The sequence below is a fragment of the Pseudotabrizicola sp. 4114 genome (genome assembly GCF_031457365.1).
Taxonomy (GTDB): Bacteria; Pseudomonadota; Alphaproteobacteria; order Rhodobacterales; family Rhodobacteraceae; genus Pseudotabrizicola.
In genome coordinates, this window is record NZ_JAVDWP010000011.1 from 62,647 (window position 1) to 80,118 (window position 17,472).

The 17,472-nt window shown below is 65.5% G+C and carries 16 protein-coding genes; 11 read left to right on the top strand and 5 right to left on the bottom strand.

What is annotated here, in order from left to right; all coding sequences use genetic code 11:
• Positions 1–65 precede the first annotated feature (65 nt).
• The 6 genes from J2X53_RS18765 (at position 66) to lexA (ending at position 4,969) form a co-directional block, all read left to right on the top strand.
• On the top strand, positions 66–653 hold the full coding sequence (locus J2X53_RS18765; protein ID WP_349039030.1) for an aminodeoxychorismate/anthranilate synthase component II: 588 nt from the start codon (positions 66–68) through the stop codon (positions 651–653).
• Complete coding sequence (gene trpD / locus J2X53_RS18770) at positions 650–1,663, top strand: anthranilate phosphoribosyltransferase (RefSeq protein ID WP_349039031.1); 1,014 nt, start codon at positions 650–652, stop codon at positions 1,661–1,663. The genes J2X53_RS18765 and trpD overlap by 4 nt, the downstream gene beginning before the upstream one ends.
• Positions 1,664–1,690: 27 nt before the next feature.
• Positions 1,691–2,503, top strand: a complete 813-nt coding sequence (gene trpC / locus J2X53_RS18775; protein ID WP_349039032.1) for an indole-3-glycerol phosphate synthase TrpC — start codon at positions 1,691–1,693, stop codon at positions 2,501–2,503.
• A complete protein-coding gene (gene moaC, locus J2X53_RS18780) occupies positions 2,500–2,997 on the top strand; it encodes a cyclic pyranopterin monophosphate synthase MoaC (protein WP_349039033.1) in 498 nt (165 codons plus the stop codon). The genes trpC and moaC overlap by 4 nt, the downstream gene beginning before the upstream one ends.
• On the top strand, positions 2,994–4,178 hold the full coding sequence (gene glp / locus J2X53_RS18785; protein WP_349039034.1) for a gephyrin-like molybdotransferase Glp: 1,185 nt from the start codon (positions 2,994–2,996) through the stop codon (positions 4,176–4,178). Before moaC ends, glp begins: the two co-directional genes overlap by 4 nt.
• A gap of 101 nt (positions 4,179–4,279) precedes the next feature.
• Complete coding sequence (lexA, locus tag J2X53_RS18790) at positions 4,280–4,969, top strand: transcriptional repressor LexA (RefSeq protein WP_349039035.1); 690 nt, start codon at positions 4,280–4,282, stop codon at positions 4,967–4,969.
• Positions 4,970–5,098: 129 nt separating this feature from the next.
• Here lexA and J2X53_RS18795 read toward each other — a convergent pair whose 3' ends face one another.
• On the bottom strand, positions 5,099–7,210 hold the full coding sequence (locus J2X53_RS18795) for a ComEC/Rec2 family competence protein (RefSeq protein WP_349039036.1): 2,112 nt from the start codon (positions 7,208–7,210) through the stop codon (positions 5,099–5,101).
• 92 nt (positions 7,211–7,302) lie between these two features.
• Here J2X53_RS18795 and gltX point away from each other — a divergent pair, with 92 nt between their 5' ends.
• Together gltX and gltA are read left to right on the top strand one after the other, a co-directional pair.
• Entirely contained in the window at positions 7,303–8,724 is a 1,422-nt protein-coding gene (gene gltX, locus J2X53_RS18800) for a glutamate--tRNA ligase (RefSeq protein ID WP_349039047.1), read from the top strand.
• 80 nt (positions 8,725–8,804) lie between these two features.
• Positions 8,805–10,100, top strand: a complete 1,296-nt coding sequence (gene gltA / locus J2X53_RS18805; protein WP_349039037.1) for a citrate synthase — start codon at positions 8,805–8,807, stop codon at positions 10,098–10,100.
• A 195-nt stretch (positions 10,101–10,295) separates the two neighbouring features.
• On the opposite strand, the gene J2X53_RS18810 is transcribed toward gltA, so the two are convergent.
• The 3 genes from J2X53_RS18810 to J2X53_RS18820 all read right to left on the bottom strand — a co-directional run bounded on the left by J2X53_RS18810 (position 10,296) and on the right by J2X53_RS18820 (position 14,893).
• On the bottom strand, positions 10,296–11,339 hold the full coding sequence (locus J2X53_RS18810; RefSeq protein ID WP_349039038.1) for a DUF2235 domain-containing protein: 1,044 nt from the start codon (positions 11,337–11,339) through the stop codon (positions 10,296–10,298).
• A 31-nt stretch (positions 11,340–11,370) separates the two neighbouring features.
• Positions 11,371–13,656, bottom strand: coding sequence for a xanthine dehydrogenase family protein molybdopterin-binding subunit (locus J2X53_RS18815; RefSeq protein ID WP_349039039.1), 2,286 nt, complete (start codon positions 13,654–13,656; stop codon positions 11,371–11,373).
• 91 nt (positions 13,657–13,747) lie between these two features.
• On the bottom strand, positions 13,748–14,893 hold the full coding sequence (locus J2X53_RS18820; RefSeq protein ID WP_349039040.1) for a type III PLP-dependent enzyme: 1,146 nt from the start codon (positions 14,891–14,893) through the stop codon (positions 13,748–13,750).
• Positions 14,894–15,109: 216 nt separating this feature from the next.
• On the opposite strand from J2X53_RS18820, the gene J2X53_RS18825 reads away from it, so the two are divergent.
• Entirely contained in the window at positions 15,110–15,541 is a 432-nt protein-coding gene (locus tag J2X53_RS18825) for an Lrp/AsnC family transcriptional regulator (RefSeq protein WP_349039041.1), read from the top strand.
• Here the strand turns inward: J2X53_RS18825 and J2X53_RS18830 are convergent.
• Positions 15,538–16,185, bottom strand: coding sequence for a helix-turn-helix domain-containing protein (locus tag J2X53_RS18830; protein ID WP_349039042.1), 648 nt, complete (start codon positions 16,183–16,185; stop codon positions 15,538–15,540). The two genes, J2X53_RS18825 and J2X53_RS18830, sit on opposite strands and share 4 nt — an antisense overlap.
• Positions 16,186–16,258: 73 nt before the next feature.
• Here J2X53_RS18830 and J2X53_RS18835 point away from each other — a divergent pair, with 73 nt between their 5' ends.
• Positions 16,259–16,621, top strand: a complete 363-nt coding sequence (locus J2X53_RS18835; RefSeq protein WP_349039043.1) for a DUF1428 domain-containing protein — start codon at positions 16,259–16,261, stop codon at positions 16,619–16,621.
• Positions 16,618–17,370, top strand: coding sequence for a VOC family protein (locus J2X53_RS18840; protein ID WP_349039044.1), 753 nt, complete (start codon positions 16,618–16,620; stop codon positions 17,368–17,370). The genes J2X53_RS18835 and J2X53_RS18840 overlap by 4 nt, the downstream gene beginning before the upstream one ends.
• The last annotated feature ends 102 nt before the right edge of the window (positions 17,371–17,472 follow it).

Below are 17,472 nucleotides of genomic sequence, written 5' to 3' on the forward strand. Positions count from 1 at the left end.
CGGTCTGACCATCTATAGCCCGACCCGACCCGCGCTTCATCCCCTATCCGACAGGCCCAAGCAAGATGCTGCTTCTGATCGACAACTACGACAGCTTTACCTACAACCTCGTCCATTATTTTGGCGAGCTGGGCGCGGATGTCGTGGTCAAACGCAATGACGCGCTGACCGTGCAGGATGTGCTGGCGATGGCGCCAGAGGCGATCATCCTGTCGCCCGGCCCCTGTGATCCGGCGGCGGCGGGCATCTGCCTGCCCCTGACCACGGCGGCGTTTGAGGGACAAATCCCGCTGCTGGGCGTCTGCCTTGGCCATCAGACCATTGGTGAAGCCTTTGGCAGTCGCGTCATTCGCTGCCACGAGATCGTGCATGGCAAAATGGGCGCGATGCACCACGAAGGGCGCGGCGTGTTCGCGGGCCTGCCCTCGCCCTTCCTCGCCACCCGCTACCATTCCCTGATCGTAGAGCGTGAAAGCTTGCCCGATTGTCTGGAGGTCACGGCCTGGCTGGAGGATGGCACCATCATGGGCCTGCGCCACAAGACCCATCTGATCGAGGGCGTGCAGTTCCACCCCGAATCCATCGCGTCAGAACACGGCCATCAGCTCCTGCGCAATTTCCTCGATGAGGCCGGTGTAAAGGTGACCGCATGAGCGATGTGCTGCGCCCGCTGATCGGCCTTGCCGCCGAACGCGCCCTGACGCGCGCCGAGGCTGAAACCGCCTTTGCTGCGCTGTTCGAGGGGCAAGGCACCCCGGCCCAGATGGGCGGGTTCCTGATGGCGCTGCGCACGCGCGGCGAGACGGTCGATGAATACGCCGCCGCAGCCTCGGTGATGCGCGCCAAATGCAACAAGGTCACCGCGCCCGAGGGTGCTATGGACATTGTCGGCACCGGCGGCGACGGCAAGGGCACGCTGAACATCTCGACCGCCACCGCCTTTGTGGTGGCGGGCGCGGGCGTGGTGGTGGCCAAGCATGGCAACCGCAACCTGTCGTCGAAATCGGGTGCAGCGGATGCGCTGACCGAAATGGGCCTGAACGTGATGGTCGGCCCGGCGCTGGTGGAAAAGTGCCTGAATGAGGCGGGCATCGGCTTCATGATGGCCCCGATGCACCACCCCGCCATCCGCCATGTGATGCCGGTCCGGCAAGAGCTGGGCACACGCACGATTTTCAACATCCTCGGGCCACTGACCAACCCCGCCGGGGTGAAACGCCAGCTGACCGGCGCATTTTCCCCGACCCTGATCCGCCCGATGGCCGAAACCCTGCTCGCGCTTGGCAGCATAAAGGCGTGGCTGGTGCATGGTGGCGACGGCACCGATGAGATTTCCATCGCAGCGCCCACGCAGGTCGCCGCGCTGGAGCATGGCCATATCCGCGAGTTCACCCTGCATCCCGAAGACGCGGGCCTGCCCTATCACCCGTTCGAAAAGATCATGGGCGGCACGCCCGCAGAAAACGCGGCCGCTTTGCGGGCGCTGCTGGATGGCGCGCCGGGGGCATACCGTGATGCGGTGCTGCTGAACGCGGCCGCCGCCCTTGTGGTCGCCGACAAGGCCAAAACCCTGACCGAAGGGGTCGAAATGGCCCGCCAGTCCATCGATTCCGGTGCGGCCAAGGGCAAGATCACCGCCCTCGCCCGCCTGACCAACGCCTGACCGCCCAACAGGGCAAGGAAGTCTGTTATGAGCACGATCCTCGACCGCATCAAAACCTATAAACTGGAAGAGATCGCCGCCCGCAAAGCCGCCCGTCCGCTGGCCGCGGTGGAAGAGGCCGCACGCGCAGCCCCCGCCCCGCGCGGCTTTGCCAAGGCGCTGTCGGCAGCGGCAGGCACCGGCTATGGCCTGATTGCCGAAATCAAAAAGGCCAGCCCCTCCAAGGGCGTGATCCGTGCCGATTTCGACCCGCCCACCCTCGCCAGAGCCTATGAAGAGGGCGGCGCCACCTGTCTGTCGGTGCTGACCGACGCGCCCTCGTTTCAGGGGGCAGATGAGTTTCTGAGCCAGGCATCAGAGGCCACATCGCTGCCCTGCCTGCGCAAGGATTTTCTGTATGACCCCTATCAGGTCGCCGAATCCCGCGCTCTGCATGCCGATTGCATCCTGCTGGTCATGGCCACCCTGTCCGATGAACAGGCCGCAGAGCTGGAAGCTGCCGCCATCGAATGGGGCATGGATGTGCTGATCGAGGTGCATGACCGCGACGAGCTGGAGCGGTCGGCGCTGCTGAAATCAAAGCTGGTCGGCATCAACAACCGCAACCTGCATACGTTTGAGCTGACCCTCGACACCACCCGCGATCTGGCGCGGCGTGTCGCCGAGGACCGGCTGATCGTTTCGGAATCCGGTCTCTATACCCCCGCCGATCTGGCAGATCTGGCACAATATGGCGCGCGTTGCTTCCTGATCGGCGAATCGCTGATGCGGCAGGACGATGTGGCCGGTGCCACCCGCACCCTGCTGGCGCGCCCGCTGACTGCGCAGGGCGGCGTATGACCGAACCCGCCGGTCTGACCCATTTCGACGCCGACGGTGCGGCGCATATGGTCGATGTGTCGGGCAAGCCGGTCACCGACCGCGTGGCCGTGGCGCGCGGATCGGTGGTGATGACAGCGCAAACGCTGGCGCTGATCACCGAAGGCCGCGCGAAAAAGGGCGATGTGCTGGGCGTGGCCCGGCTGGCGGGGATCATGGCGGCCAAGAAAACCGCCGATCTGATCCCGCTGTGCCACCCGCTGCCGATCACCAAGGTGGCGCTGACCCTGACGCCCGACCCCGCCCTGCCCGGCGTAGTGGTCGAGGCGACGGTGAAAACCGGCGGCCAGACCGGGGTGGAAATGGAGGCGCTGACCGCCGTCTCCGTGGCCTGCCTGACCATCTATGACATGGTGAAAGCCGTTGAGAAATCCATGCAGATAGAGGGGATACGGCTGGTTCTGAAAGACGGCGGCAAATCGGGCCGCTACGAGGCCCCCGGGGATCAGCCATGATTTCGGTCGAGGAGGCGCTGGCGCAGTGCCTGGCGCTTGTCGCGCCTTTGCCGGTGGAACATGTGCCGCTGGCGCAGTCCTGCGGGCGCTACATGCCCCAGCCCGCCACCGCCACCCGGGACCAGCCGCCCTTTGCCGCCTCGGCGATGGATGGCTATGCGGTGCAGGGCGACCCCGCCGCCGGGGATCGCTTTACCGTGGTGGGCGAGGCGGGCGCGGGCCATGCCTGGCACGGCACCCTTGGCCCGTTGCAGGCCGCAAGGATCTTTACCGGAGCACCCCTGCCCGCGGGGGCGACACGGGTGATCATCCAAGAGGATGTGACCCGCGACGGCGATGTGATCACGCTCAGCGCGGGTGCCGATACCGGCACCCATATCCGCCCCGCCGGTCAGGATTTCCGCGCCGGGGATACCCTGTCTGCGCGCCTGCTCCGCCCCAATGATCTGGCGCTGCTGGCCTCGATGAATGTGCCGCTGGTGCCTGTTACGCGCCGCCCCGTCGTCGCGATCATCGCCACCGGCGATGAGCTGGTGATGCCCGGCGAAACCCCCGGCCCCGATCAGATCATCGCGTCAAACTCCTTTACCCTCAAAGCCTTGGCCGAAGAGGCCGGGGCCGAGGTGCGGCTGTTGCCGATCGCCCGCGACACGGTAGAGGCGCTGAGCTTTGTGCTGGGTCTGGCCGAGGGGGCGGATATCATCGTCACCACCGGCGGCGCTTCGGTCGGCGATCATGACCTTGTTGCGCAGGTGGCGGAAAGCCTGGGTCTGCAACGCGCGTTCTGGAAAATCGCGATGCGCCCCGGCAAGCCGCTGATGGCGGGCCGGATGGGAAATGCCGCGCTGCTGGGCCTGCCCGGCAACCCGGTGTCTTCGGTCGTCTGCGCCCATCTGTTCCTGCTGCCAATGATCCGCGCGGCTCTGGGCCTGCCCGCCGAGGCGGTTTCTCCCCCGCCCCGTTCTGCGCTTCTGGCGCAGGATGTCGGCCCGACCGGCCCGCGCGCGCATTACATGCGCGCCACGCTCACCCAAGGCGAGGCTCTGCCGCTGATCACCCCCGCTGACCGGCAGGACAGCTCACTGCTCTCCGTCCTGTCGGCGGCGGATGCCCTGTTGATCCGCCCTGCAGGTGACGGCCCGCGCCGGGCGGGAGAGCGGGTCAGCTATTTGCCGCTCTGAGACCGGCATTGATAACCGTCGGTTGCATTTTTGAATTGTCTTGACACAAACCGGGAACACGGGCAGAACATTGCATCAACGGATGCAGATCAAGGTGGCACATGCTTACCCGCAAACAGCTGGAACTTCTGGATTTCATCAAGACCCGCATGGATATCGACGGCGTCCCCCCCTCGTTTGACGAGATGAAGGATGCGCTGGATCTGCGGTCGAAATCGGGCATCCACCGGCTGATCACGGCGTTGGAGGAACGGGGTTTCATCCGCCGTCTGGCCCACCGGGCCCGCGCGCTGGAAATCATCAAACTGCCCGATGCGATGGAAAAGTCCGGCTTCACCCCCCGCGTGATCGAGGGTGACAAACCCGCCGCCGCCCCGCGCGCCGCGATGGCGGTGGAGACCGTCCATGCCATGGAACTGCCGGTGATGGGCCGCATTGCCGCCGGTGTCCCCATCGAGGCGATTTCCGAAGTGTCGCACCATGTGGCCGTGCCGGGGTCGATGCTGGCAGGCCGGGGCAACCACTACGCGCTGGAGGTCAAGGGCGACTCGATGATCGAAGCCGGGATCAACGATGGCGACATCGTGGTGATCCGCGAACAGAATACGGCAGAGAATGGCGATATCGTGGTCGCCCTGATTGATGATGCCGAGGCGACGCTGAAACGCTTTCGCCGCAAAGGCGGCATGATCGCGCTGGAGGCGGCAAACCCCGCCTATGAAACCCGCATGTTGCCCGATCATCAGGTCAAGGTGCAGGGCCGCCTTGTCGGGCTGATCCGCAGCTATTGATTTACAGCAGCGGACATTAAGCTGACCCGATTGCACCCGCGCACCTGTGTGTTCCGCGCGATGCGGAAGGTTTCTATGCACCCCTGAAAAGCAGCTTGCTGCGATTGCGCGCTTGCGGCTCGCTGCGTTTCACAGGCCGGCGGCCAACCGCTCCGCCCGTGGGCGGATCACCGCAACCAAGCCCTCGGGCCGGCGCGGCGATGACCACACCCGCTGCCCGCCAAAGGTCGGCTCCACCCGCAGCCCCCCCGCCACCGGATACAGCGCCAGCGTGCCAGACTCGGCAAGCCGGTCCGGGTCCAGCAGTACGCAGCCCTCTGGCGCCAGGTCCACAGGCACCGACACCACCACCAGATCCGCCGTCGCACAGGCCTCTGCCACCAGCGCCGCCGCCCCCTTGCCCTTAAGCGCCACGCCGGTCACGCCCGCCGCCGCAAAGCGCTGCTGCCCCACCTCCCCCGCCATCCCCGTCCGCGCCGCCGCCATCTCCTGCGTGGCCAGATCACCGTCATTCGCCAGCCAGTTCTGCGCCGCAAACCCTGCGCCACCGGGCGCAGACAGCGCCCGCCCCTGTGCGCCCATCACCCCCACCAACCCGCCATCGGCTGAGATCAGCACCAAGGGCCGCTCCACCCCGACCCACAGCACCAGCGCCAGCAGCGCGGGCACCGCCGCCAGACCGCGCCACGCCCCCCGCAGCAACACCAGAAACGCCCCGGCAAAAGTGACCAGCGGCAACACCCACGGCCCCGGTGCCACAATTGCAGTCACCGCCCCGTCCCACCCCGCCACCCAATGCGCGACCCAGAGGATCCAGGCGCTGCCACGCTCCATCACCCAGAGCGCAGGTGCCGCCAGCCCAAAGGGGGCCAGCAGCGCCGCAATGGCCCCTGCCGGCATCACCACCGACCCCATCACCGGCACCGTCAGCAGGTTCGCGATCAGCCCGTAATCGGCATAGCGGTTGAAATGCGCCGCCGCATAGGGCGCGGTGGCAAAACCACCGATCACGCTGGACAACACCAGCGTGAACACCGGCATCGCCCAGCGGGACAAACGCCCCGCGACGATCCGCCGGTCCACCGCGCGAAAGCCCGCAATAAGGGCCGCCGTTGCCGCAAACGACATCTGAAACCCCGGCTCCAGCAGCGCTTCCGGCTGCCACAGCAGCAGGATCACCCCCGCCAGCGCCACCGAGCGCAGGGTCAGCGCCTTGCGGTCCAGCAGCACCGCCCCCAGCATCACCGATACCATGATAAAGGCCCGCTCGGTCGCTACATTGGACCCTGACAGCGCCAGATAAAAGGCGGCCACCGCCAAAGAGACGACAGCCGCGACCTTCTTGCTGTTCACCCGCAACGCCACCCACGGGATCAGCGCCAGACCATAACGGATCATGCCGAACACAAAGGCGATCAGAAACGCCAGATTCATCCCCGAAATCGCCAGCAGATGCGCCAGCGAACTGTCCCGCAACGCCTTGACCGTGTCTTCGGTAATGCCCGATCTGTCACCCGTCATCGCCCCGGCGGCATAGGCCCCGGCCTGTGTCGGCATCGCCTCGCGCATTGCATTGGCCAGATAGCTGCGCATCTGGTCAACCGGACGGGCACCCGCCTCTGGCGCAGACCACAGCAGGACCGGCGTTGTCGTATAGCCGACCGCCCCCAGCCCATCAAAGAATGCCATGCGGCGAAAGTCGAAACTGCCGGGCTCGACCGGACCCGCCGGCGCGGTCAGATGGGCCGTGACCATCACCACCTCCCCCGGAAAGGGGGCGTGACCGGGCAGCTTGCCGCGCAGGGCGATCCGCACCTTTCCGGGCCGTCGGTCTGCGGCCACCCGGTCAAGCTGTACCCGGTCCAGCGTGATGCGCAGCGCATCAGACTGGCTTCGGTCGATCCAGACAACGCGCCCCGTCACCGGGCCGTAATAGCGGAAATCCAGCATCGGGGCTTGCACCACCTGCACCCGCAGACCGCAGGCCAGCACCCCGAGTGCGACACAAGCCGCCGCCACCGCAAGGGGATGCCCCGCCTCCGGCCCCGACAGCCGCAGGATCAGGCACAAGACCACCACGGCGGCTGCGACTGCATAAAACCCAAACCCCGGCTCCCACGGCAGGGAGAACCAGCTGCCGATCCCGGTGCCGATCAGCAGCGGCACCCAGGGAAACAGCATGCCCCGCGCCTCTGCCAGTGCCGCAAAGGGCCGGGCCAGCCACCCCGTCAGGACCGCCACCTTGTTTCCCGCCCCTTCACCGCCTAGAACCGGGCCAAGCCTACTGCCCAGATGGTTTCCGAAAGGTTAACGCCCCCATGTCCGCTACCCCCATGTCCGCTACCCCCGAGTCTGCCACTCCCGTCGTCACCCGTTTCGCCCCTTCGCCCACCGGCTCTTTGCATATCGGCGGCGCGCGCACCGCGCTGTTCAACTGGCTGTTCGCGCGCGGGCGCGGCGGCAAGTTCCTGCTCCGGATCGAGGATACCGACCGCGAGCGGTCGACCCCCGAGGCGACGGCGGCCATTCTGCAGGGCCTGACCTGGCTGGGTCTGGACTGGGACGGCGAGGCGGTCAGCCAGTTCGACCGCCGCGACCGCCATGCACAGGTGGCACATCAGATGCTGGAGCGCGGCACCGCCTATAAATGCTTTTCGACGCAAGAGGAAATCGCCGCCTTCCGCGCCGCCAAAGAGGCCGAGGGTGCCAGCTATGCCGTGTTTCAAAGCCCGTGGCGCGATGCCGATCCGGCCACCTTTCCCGACGCGCCTTATGTCATCCGCATGAAGGCCCTGCGCACCGGCGAGACAAAAATATCAGACACCGTTCAGGGAATCGTTACCGTTCGCAACGATCAACTGGACGACATGATAGTTTTGCGCTCCGACGGAAATCCGACCTATATGCTGGCTGTCGTGGTCGATGATCACGACATGGGGGTCACGCATGTGATCCGGGGCGATGACCACCTGAACAACGCCGCCCGTCAGCAGATGGTCTATGACGCGATGGACTGGCAGGTGCCGGTCTGGGCACATATTCCGCTGATCCACGGGCCGGATGGCAAGAAGCTGTCGAAACGCCACGGCGCCACGGCGGTCGGCGATTATCAGGCTCTGGGCTATCCGGCGGCGGGCATGCGCAATTACCTCACCCGTCTGGGCTGGGCGCAGGGCGATGCGGAACTGTTCACCACCGAGCAGGCCAAGGACATGTTCGGGCTAGAGGGAATCGGCCGCAGCCCGGCCCGGCTGGATTTCAAAAAGCTGGAATCAACCTGCGGCTGGCATCTGGCGCAAGCCGAAGATGCTGCGCTGCTGCATGAGATTGAAGGCTATCTGGCAGCCGCTGGCCGCCCCGCGCTGACGGCTGAACAGCGCGATTTGCTGTTGCGCGCGATGTATTGCGTCAAGGATCGGGCGAAGACCTTTCCCGAACTGCTTGATAAGGCTCACTTTGCCCTGACCTCCCGCCCGGTGGATATTGATGAGGCGGCGGGCAAGGCTCTTGATCCGGTATCCCGTGGTATACTGAGTGAATTGACGCTGCGCCTGCAAAATGCTAGCTGGACGAAACAGGAGCTTGAGTCCATTCTGACTGAGGTTGCCACCGCCCATGGCATCGGTTTCGGAAAACTGGCGGCACCGTTGCGTGCAGCCCTTGCCGGGCGCAGCGCGACCCCAAGTGTTTATGACATGATGCTGGTCATCGGTCAGGCAGAGACGATTGCGCGATTGCAGGACGCTGCGGCCTGACCCGGCTGACCATTGCAACCGCACCAGAATGCGCCACCAGCCGGGACGGTCCGGCGGGGCAAAAACGAGGGATGTGAGAGATGGCCGAGACGAAAAGAAACGCGACCCTGACCGTGGACGGCAAGTCCTACGACCTGCCGATCCATTCCCCCACCCTTGGCCCTGATGTCCTCGACATCCGCAAGCTCTATGCCGAGGCTGATGTTTTCACCTTTGACCCCGGCTTCACTTCCACCGCCGCCTGCGAAAGCGCGATCACCTTTATCGACGGTGACAAGGGCGAGCTGCTGCACCGGGGCTATTCGATCGAAGAGCTGGCCGAGCAGTCGCATTACCTCGAAGTCTGCTACCTGCTGCTCTATGGCGAGCTGCCGACCGCCGCCCAGCTGGCCGATTTCGAAAACCGCGTGACCCGTCACACCATGGTGCATGAACAGATGCACTACTTCTTCCGCGGCTTCCGCCGTGACGCGCACCCGATGGCGACCATGGTCGGCGTGGTTGGTGCCATGGCCGCGTTCTACCACGACAGTACCGACATCAACGATCCGTGGCAGCGTGAGGTTGCGGCGATCCGCATGATCGCCAAACTGCCGACCATCGCCGCGATGGCGTTCAAGTACTCGGTCGGGCAGCCGTTCGTGTACCCGAAAAACACCCTCGATTACGCGGGCAACTTCCTGCACATGTGCTTTGCCATCCCGGCAGAGGATTACGTGGTCGACCCGATCCTGTCCAAAGCCATGGACCGGATCATGATGCTGCATGCCGACCATGAGCAGAACGCCTCCACCTCGACCGTGCGTCTGGCGGGGTCTTCGGGGGCCAACCCGTTTGCCTGCATCGCGGCCGGTATCGCCTGTCTCTGGGGCCCGGCGCATGGTGGGGCCAATCAGGCCTGCCTTGAGATGCTGAAAGAAATCGGCACCGTTGACCGCATTCCCGAATACGTGGCCAAGGCCAAGGACAAGGATTCCGGCTTCCGCCTGATGGGCTTTGGCCACCGGGTCTACAAGAACTTCGATCCGCGCGCGACGGTGATGAAGGAATCGGCCGATGAGGTGCTGGCGCTGCTCGGGGTTGAAAACAACCCGCTGCTGCAGGTCGCCAAAGAGCTGGAACGGATCGCGCTGTCGGATGAGTATTTCATCTCGAAAAAGCTCTATCCCAACGTCGATTTCTACTCTGGCATCATCCTCGAGGCGATGGGCTTCCCCACCTCGATGTTCACCCCGATCTTTGCGATCTCTCGCACCGTCGGCTGGATTTCGCAGTGGAAAGAGATGATCGGCGACAAGGGCCAGAAAATCGGCCGCCCGCGTCAGCTGTATATCGGCGAAACCCACCGCAAATACGTGGACGTGGGCCAGCGCTAAGGCGCGGCCTCAAGACGGAAAATCGCCTCCCCCCGTGGGGGGAGGCAGACCCTGCAGCAGGCTCCACGCCCGCGCCGACCTTGAACCCCAGCCAGGCAGACCGCCACGCGCCACCTCCCCCCTCGTGGGGTCAGGGAGGGCATGCCCCCGACGGCTGGGGTGGGGGGCGTCGCCGCAATTCAGGCCGAAAACCTGCTACCGCCAGACCCGCGCGCGCTGCAACATGCCGCCAAACCGGGTCCCGTCCGGCTTGCGCTCCGCCACGGTCGGATGCAGCTTTTCGCTGCGGTCGTGCCCGACCATCCGGCGACGGCGCAGCAGGAACAGTTTGCCCCAACTGCGCCACGTCCCCACCATCGGGGCCTGCGGATCGCAGGGAAACCGCCCGCGCCAGCCTGCGGGCAGCGCCAGCCCGCAGGCTTCGGCCCGGTCCAGCATCCAGACCAGCGGAATATTGGCCAGGGGCCGCGCCGCCGCAAGCAGGCCCACCTGCCCGCCGACATCGGCATGGGCCCCGGCAAACCAGACCTGTTCGATATTGCCCTCCCACCCCTCGGGACAGTCCCACAGCACCGGGTCGAACACTGCCCGGGTCTCATGCAGCGCCAGCGCGTGAAAGCCATGCCGAATCGACGCGCCAAGATGATGATTGTGGAACGCATGCTGCCGGTCGGTCAGCATCCACAAGAGCGGCAGGCGCAGACCCAGCGCCTTGACCGTATCCCAGACCCCCACCATCTCGATCGGGGCCTCGATATGGCAGGTCTGTTGCGCAAACACCTGTGCCGCCCGGCTGTCCGGCCCGGTCATGTAATGCCGGTAGGCCAGCTGCACATTGCGCTCTGTCGCCTGATCGTGGCGCAAGAGCCCCACCCGGTCGATTACCCCGGCCAGCGAGCGCACGGCATAGGCCCCGCGCGAATAGCCCATGAGGTAAATCCGGTCACCGGGGCGATACTGGCTGGCCAGCCAGCCATAGGCGCGGCGGATCTGGCGGTTGATGCCCCGCCCCTGCGCCACCGCGCCAAAGTTGCGCCACCCCTCCCATTGCAGGCCCGGCTCGTAATAGAGCCGCCGGCGCTGGCCCGGCGTCTGCTCGCTCAGCAGCCCATAGGCCAGCCCGGCATTGGTTTCCTGCCCCGGCAGCAGCGAGGACATGGTGCCGTCCAGAATGATCACGTGATCGACCACGCCGCGCCCCAGCCCGGGGGGCGGGGCGTTGCTTTCGGTTTCCACCACCGGATAGGGGCGGAACCACTGCGTTATGCGGTCAAGAAGTGACGTTCTCCGCCTCCTTCAGCCAATGCCAGATCCGTTGCGGCGTGAACGGCATATCGACGCGGGTCACCCCGCGCGGGGCCAGCGCATCGCGAACGGCGTTTGAAATCGCACCCAGCGCGCCCACGGTTCCCGCCTCGCCACAGCCTTTCATGCCAAGCGGGTTCATGATCGACGGCACCGGCTCGCTGGTGAACCCGAACATCGGCAGATCCGTGGCGCGCGGCATCGCATAATCCATGAATGTGGCCGACAACAGCTGACCCTGTTCATCATATTGCGCCACCTCGCACACCGCCTGACCATAGCCCTGCGCCACGCCGCCATGCACCTGCCCGATGGCAAGCTCCGGGGCCATCAGCGTGCCGAAATCATCAACCACAGTATAGCGGTCCATCACCAGCGCGCCGGTTTCGGGGTCCACCTCCACTTCGGCCACATGCGCGCCGTTGGGGTAACTGCGCCCGTCCAGCGTGGTGGTTTCGCTCACATCCAGCAGGTCGGCGCGCCCGCGCATCCGCGCCAGATCCGCCGCCTCAACAATCGTCAGCCGGGTGTTGCTGTCCGCCGCGCCAAAGGTGCTGCCGTCAAAAGCCACCCCCTCGACCTCCCACTCGTCGGCCAGAAAGGCGCTGAATCCGGTCACCATGATCTTGACCGTCGCCCGCATCGCCGTGCCCTGCACGGTGACCGAGCGTGACCCGCCGGTGCCGCCGCCCTTGGGGATGGCATCCGAATCGCCCTGCACGATCCGCACCATCTGTTCCGGCAGCCCGGTCCACTCTGCCACCATGCGGGCATAGACCGTCTCATGCCCCTGCCCGTTCGACTGGGTGCCGACATAAAGCGTGGCCCCGCCGTCCGCATCCAGCACCAGCCGCGCGGTTTCATCGGGGTCGCCCAGAATGCTTTCGATATAGGTCGCAAGCCCGATACCGCGCAGCAGCCCACGTGCCGCACTTTCGGCCTGTCGCGCCGCAAAGCCTGCCACATCCGCCTCGAGCTTCGCGCGGTCCAGCACGCGGGGAAAGTCGCCCACGTCGATCAGCTCCCCGGTGGCACTGCGATAGGGAAAGGTCTTGATGAAATTGCGCATCCGCAGATCAAACGGATCCACCCCCAGCTGTCGGGCCGCCTCATCCATCACCCGCTCAATCGTGAGAATCGCCTCGGGCCGCCCGGCCCCGCGATAGGCATCGACCGGCGTGGTGTTGGTATAGACCCCCACCGCCCGCAGATGCGCTGCCGATATGTCATAAACGCCGGTCAGCACCTTGGAAAACAGCTCCGACTGAATGGGTTGCCCGAATTGCGAGTTATAGGCGCCAAGGTTGGACACAAGATTAACGCAGTACCCAGTGACTTTCAGATCCGCATCAAAGGCCAGCTCGGCCTCCGCCACCAGATCGCGCCCGGCGTTGTCGGTCAGCATCGATTCGCCGCGTGTTGCGATCCAGCGCACCGGGCGGCCCAGCGCCCGGGCGGCGGCGGCCACGCAGACATATTCCGGATAGGTCATCGCCTTCATGCCAAAGCCGCCCCCGACATCGGGGTTGGTCACCCGCACCGAGGCGCGGGGCAGGCCCAGCATCCGCGCCAGCTCGTTGCGCTGGTTCCAGACCCCCTGCCCGTTGAAGCTGAAATGCAGCCGCCCGTCCTGCCACTCGGCAAAACAGCCGCGCGGCTCCATCGCGTTGACGATGATGCGGTTGTGGATCACCTCCAGCGACACCCGGTGCGCGGCCCCGGCAAAGGCGGCCTCCACCGCCGCCGCATCGCCGATCTCCCAGTCATAGGCGCGGTTCTCGGGCGCCTCGGCATGGACCTCGGGCCCGCCCGGCGCCACGGCCAGCGCCACCGGCAGCCCCACGATCTCCAGCCCGACCAGCTCGGCCGCATCCTGCGCCGCAGCGATGCTGTCGGCGACGATCATCACCACCGCCTCGCCCACAAACCGCACCCGGTCGCGCGCCAGCACCGGCCGCTCCGGCCCCGCCCCCATGCTGCCGTCGGCATTGCGCAGCCGCGCGCCCTTCATGCCCAGCGTGACGCCCAGCGCCTCCAGCCCCGCCGCGTCCAGCACCAGATGCACGCCCGGCACCTCGCGCGCAGCGTCCAGATCCAGCGCGGTGATCGCGCCATGCGCATGATCCGAGCGCAGGAACAGCGCGTGCAGCGCCCCCGCCGGGGTGATGTCATCGACATAGCGCCCGCGCCCGGTCAGAAACCGGATATCCTCATGCCGCCCGACGCCCTGCGCTTTGCCGAATTTGCTCATGCCCCACCCCTTTGCTTACCGCGCAAAGAGTTACGCCCCCGGCCAGGTTTGTCCAGCCGGGGGCGCATATCGCAAAGCAGTTGTGTCGGAATCAGACCTTGAGCGACAGCACCGTGGCAATCCCCAGATCGCCAAAGCCGTTGAACCGCGAGTTGGTCACGGTGGAATAGGCCCCCATGCCATGCACGATCACGAAATCGCCCTCGGCAATATCGCCCGGCAGCGGAATATCCCCCGGCAGACGGTCGACCGAATCGCAGGTCGGGCCAAAGATGATGCGCGGCACCTCTTCGCCCACCCGCTTTTCGCCAGTTTCAGACAGCACTTCGATCCGGTCGATCACGCCGATCAGCGGCAGTTCGGTCAGGGTGCCGTAAACCCCATCGTTCAGGAACACATGGCTGTCGTCACGCACCGCCTTGACCCGGGCTGCCAGCGTATAGGCATCGCCGCACAGCGCCCGGCCCGGCTCGCAGACCAAGAGCGGGCGGTCAGCGCCAAACGCTTCGGTCGCCACACGGTCGATCAGGGTAAAGGTTTCCTCCAGCTGCGGGGCCACGCCGTGCAGCCGGTGGTTCGGGAACCCGCCACCGACGTTCAGTCGCGCAATCGTCACCCCGGCCTTGCGGGCGATCTCTGCCGCTTCAAGGATATACGACTCCCACGCCTTGGGGTCGGTGCATTGCGTGCCGGGGTGAAAGGTGATCGACGGGATGAACCCGGCCTCGGCCACCAGTTTCAACAGGTCCACCGCAACCTCGGCCGTCGCACCGAACTTGGCGCCGAAGTTATAGGCAGCCCCCGCCACCGGCAGTTTGAAGCGCACCGAAATCTCGGTGCCCTCAGCCGGGACCATCTCGATCAGCTTGTCGAGTTCCGACCGCGAATCAACGCTGTAGGATTTCACCCCCCGCGTCACCGCATAGGCAATCTCGTGACGGGCGCGCACCGGGTTGTTGTAGTGAATCGCTGCATCCGGGGCCAGACGGCGGATCAGGTCAATCTCGAACCCCGATGCGCAGTCATAGCCACGCACGCCGGCCGCGGACAGGTTTTCCACCATCTCGTCGCTCGGGTTCGACTTGACCGCATAGGTCACCATGCCGGGAAAGCCGTCGATGAACCGGCGGGCCGCAGCCTGCACCGCAGTCGGTGCAAAAAACAGCACCGGATCAACGGGTTGCTCAACCCGCAGAAACTCGGTTGGATTTGTCCAGATCGTTTTCGAGAGTCCCATCGCAGCTATCCTTCCTGCAAACAAGACGCATAGCCCTTGACCGTTGCAACGAACGGGGCCGGGCACCAGCGTGGTTATCTAAAACCAGGCCAGGTGCGTATGAGCCGCCCTTTTCCTGCAACGTAGAATGGGGCATATGAGGCACAAACGCACCGAACAAAACTATATAATCGGAGTCTGAAGTCGTTATTATGACGAAAACATCGGTCAAATCGCATGGATGATCTGGATCGCAACATCATTGCCCTGCTGCGCGCCGATGCGCGGCTGTCGCTGGCCATGCTGGCGCGGCGGCTCAAGGTTGCGCGTTCCACCATTCAGGCCCGGCTGGAGCGGCTGGAAGACAACGGCATCATCGCCGGCTACACCCTGAAACTGGGTCAGGGGGCCGATCCGAACCGCTTGCGCGCCACCGTGCTCTTGACCATCGAGCCACGCACGCAAGCCGCCCTGCTCACCCGGCTCAAGTCGATTTCAGAGGTGGAGCGGGTGTTTACCACCTCTGGACGGGTGGACCTGTTGCTGCAGATCGCCTGCCCGAATACCCAGGTGCTCGATCAGGTGCTGGACCAGATCGGCGCGATGACCGGGGTGCATTCATCGGAAAGCCTGATCCACCTGAGCACAAAGATCGACCGCGCCGTCTAGGCGTTGGGCCGCAGCGAAAACAGATCGACAAAGGCTTGCCCCTCAGCCAGATCGCCGTCAAACCGGATCACCCCTTGCGCGGTCTGGGCCAGCGGCATCGGGCCATAGATCGCCACGGCCATCGCATTGGTGCCGCCCTCAAACCGCAGCGCCGCATCCCCTGCCCCGCGCTCGACCCGGAACTGCCCCGGCGCGGTGGTGATCACAAACGGCTCGCCCCCCAGCACCATTGCCGCCAGATGCACCCCGGCCCGCTCCCGCGCGCACATCGCGCGCATCGACAGAACGAGTGAGGTCGGGCTGATGAACAGCCGCGGGTCATGCCCCGGCATCCCCGCCCCCCAGCGACACAGGGCACGGATGACGGGCCACAGACCCTGCCCCGCCTCGGTCAGCTGGTAAAGCTGCACCCGCACCGGGTCGGGCAATTGCTCGCGCACCACAATGCCCGTCGCTTCCAGATCCTCCAGCTTGCGGGTCAGGATGTTGGCGCTGATCCCCGGCAGCCCGTCGCGGATCGCGCCGAATCTGCGCGGGCCCAGCATCAGCTCACGCACCACCAGCAGCGCCCAGCGGTCGCCGATCAGATCGAGCGCATGGGCCTCAAGACAGCCTTCCTGATAGCTTCGGCGGGATTTGGTCACGATACATAACTTTCAGTTGCTTTTTGTAACTAGCTTTGACAGCCTGCCCCGGCAAGTGCCAGGAGGAAAAGCCATGAATTATTTTGATACCTTCGTCATTCCCGTCTCAAACGACCGCCGCGACGATTACATCGCGCATGAGGCAAAGTGGTGGCCCGCATTCCAGAAGCTGGGGGCGCTGTCCTTTGTGGTGGGCTGGGGCGATGACGTGCCCCCCGGCAAGCAGACCGATTTCCTGCGCTCGGTTGATCTGACCGAAGGCGAAACCGTGGTGGTGGCCTGGATGACATGGCCCGACAAGGCCACCCGCGATGCCGCCTACAAGGCGATGGAAACCGCCATGTCCCCCGAAGACATGGCCGAGATGCCATTCGACGGCAAGCGCATGATCTACGGCGGCTTTGTCCCGGTTCTGGTCAAGGGGCCCGCAGAATGAGCGTTCTGGGCCACCCGTTCTGGTACGAACTGACCACCGCCAACCCCACCGCCTCTGCCGCGTTTTACGGCCCGGTGATGGGCTGGCAGTTCAAGGACTCCGGCATGCCGGGCTTTGACTACACCCTCGCCACCCATGGCGCGGATATGGTGGCCGGGCTGATGGCTCCTGACACCCCGATGCCCGAATTCTGGATGACCTACTTCGCGGTCGATGACTGCGACGCCAGCGCCGCCCGCGTCACCGCCCTTGGCGGCACGGTCCACCGCGCGCCCGAAGACATCCCCGACACCGGCCGCTTCGCCATCGTCAGCGACCCGCAAGGGGCTGTGTTCGGCCTGATGCAACCCGAAGATGGCCAGCCCGGCGCGGCCTTTGACCAAAAGAAACCCGGCCACGCCAACTGGCACGAGTTGCAAACCTCCGACCCCGCCGCCGCCCTGACCTTCTACAAGGCGCTGCTCGGCTGGACCGCCGGTGAGGCGATGGATATGGGGCCGATGGGCACCTATCAGCTGGTCTCGCTGCCCACCGGCGACATTGGCGGTCTGATGCCGCTGGCACAACCGGGCATCCCGCCGCACTGGCTGCCGGTCTTTGGCACCGAAAGCGTCGCCGCCGCCATGACCCGCATCACGGGCGTGGGCGGCACCGTCCTTGAAGGCCCGATGGAGGTGCCGGGCGGGGTCTTTGTCTGCTACGCCGCCGACCCGCAGGGCGCCACCTTTGGCCTCGTCGGCCCGGCCTGACACCTAGCAGGCTGCTGAAGAAGTCTGCGGGGCGGAACGGTTTTCCTTGCGGAGGCTGTCGGCATTCCGCGTCGCGCCGTTCCATGTTGCAAGCATGCGCGC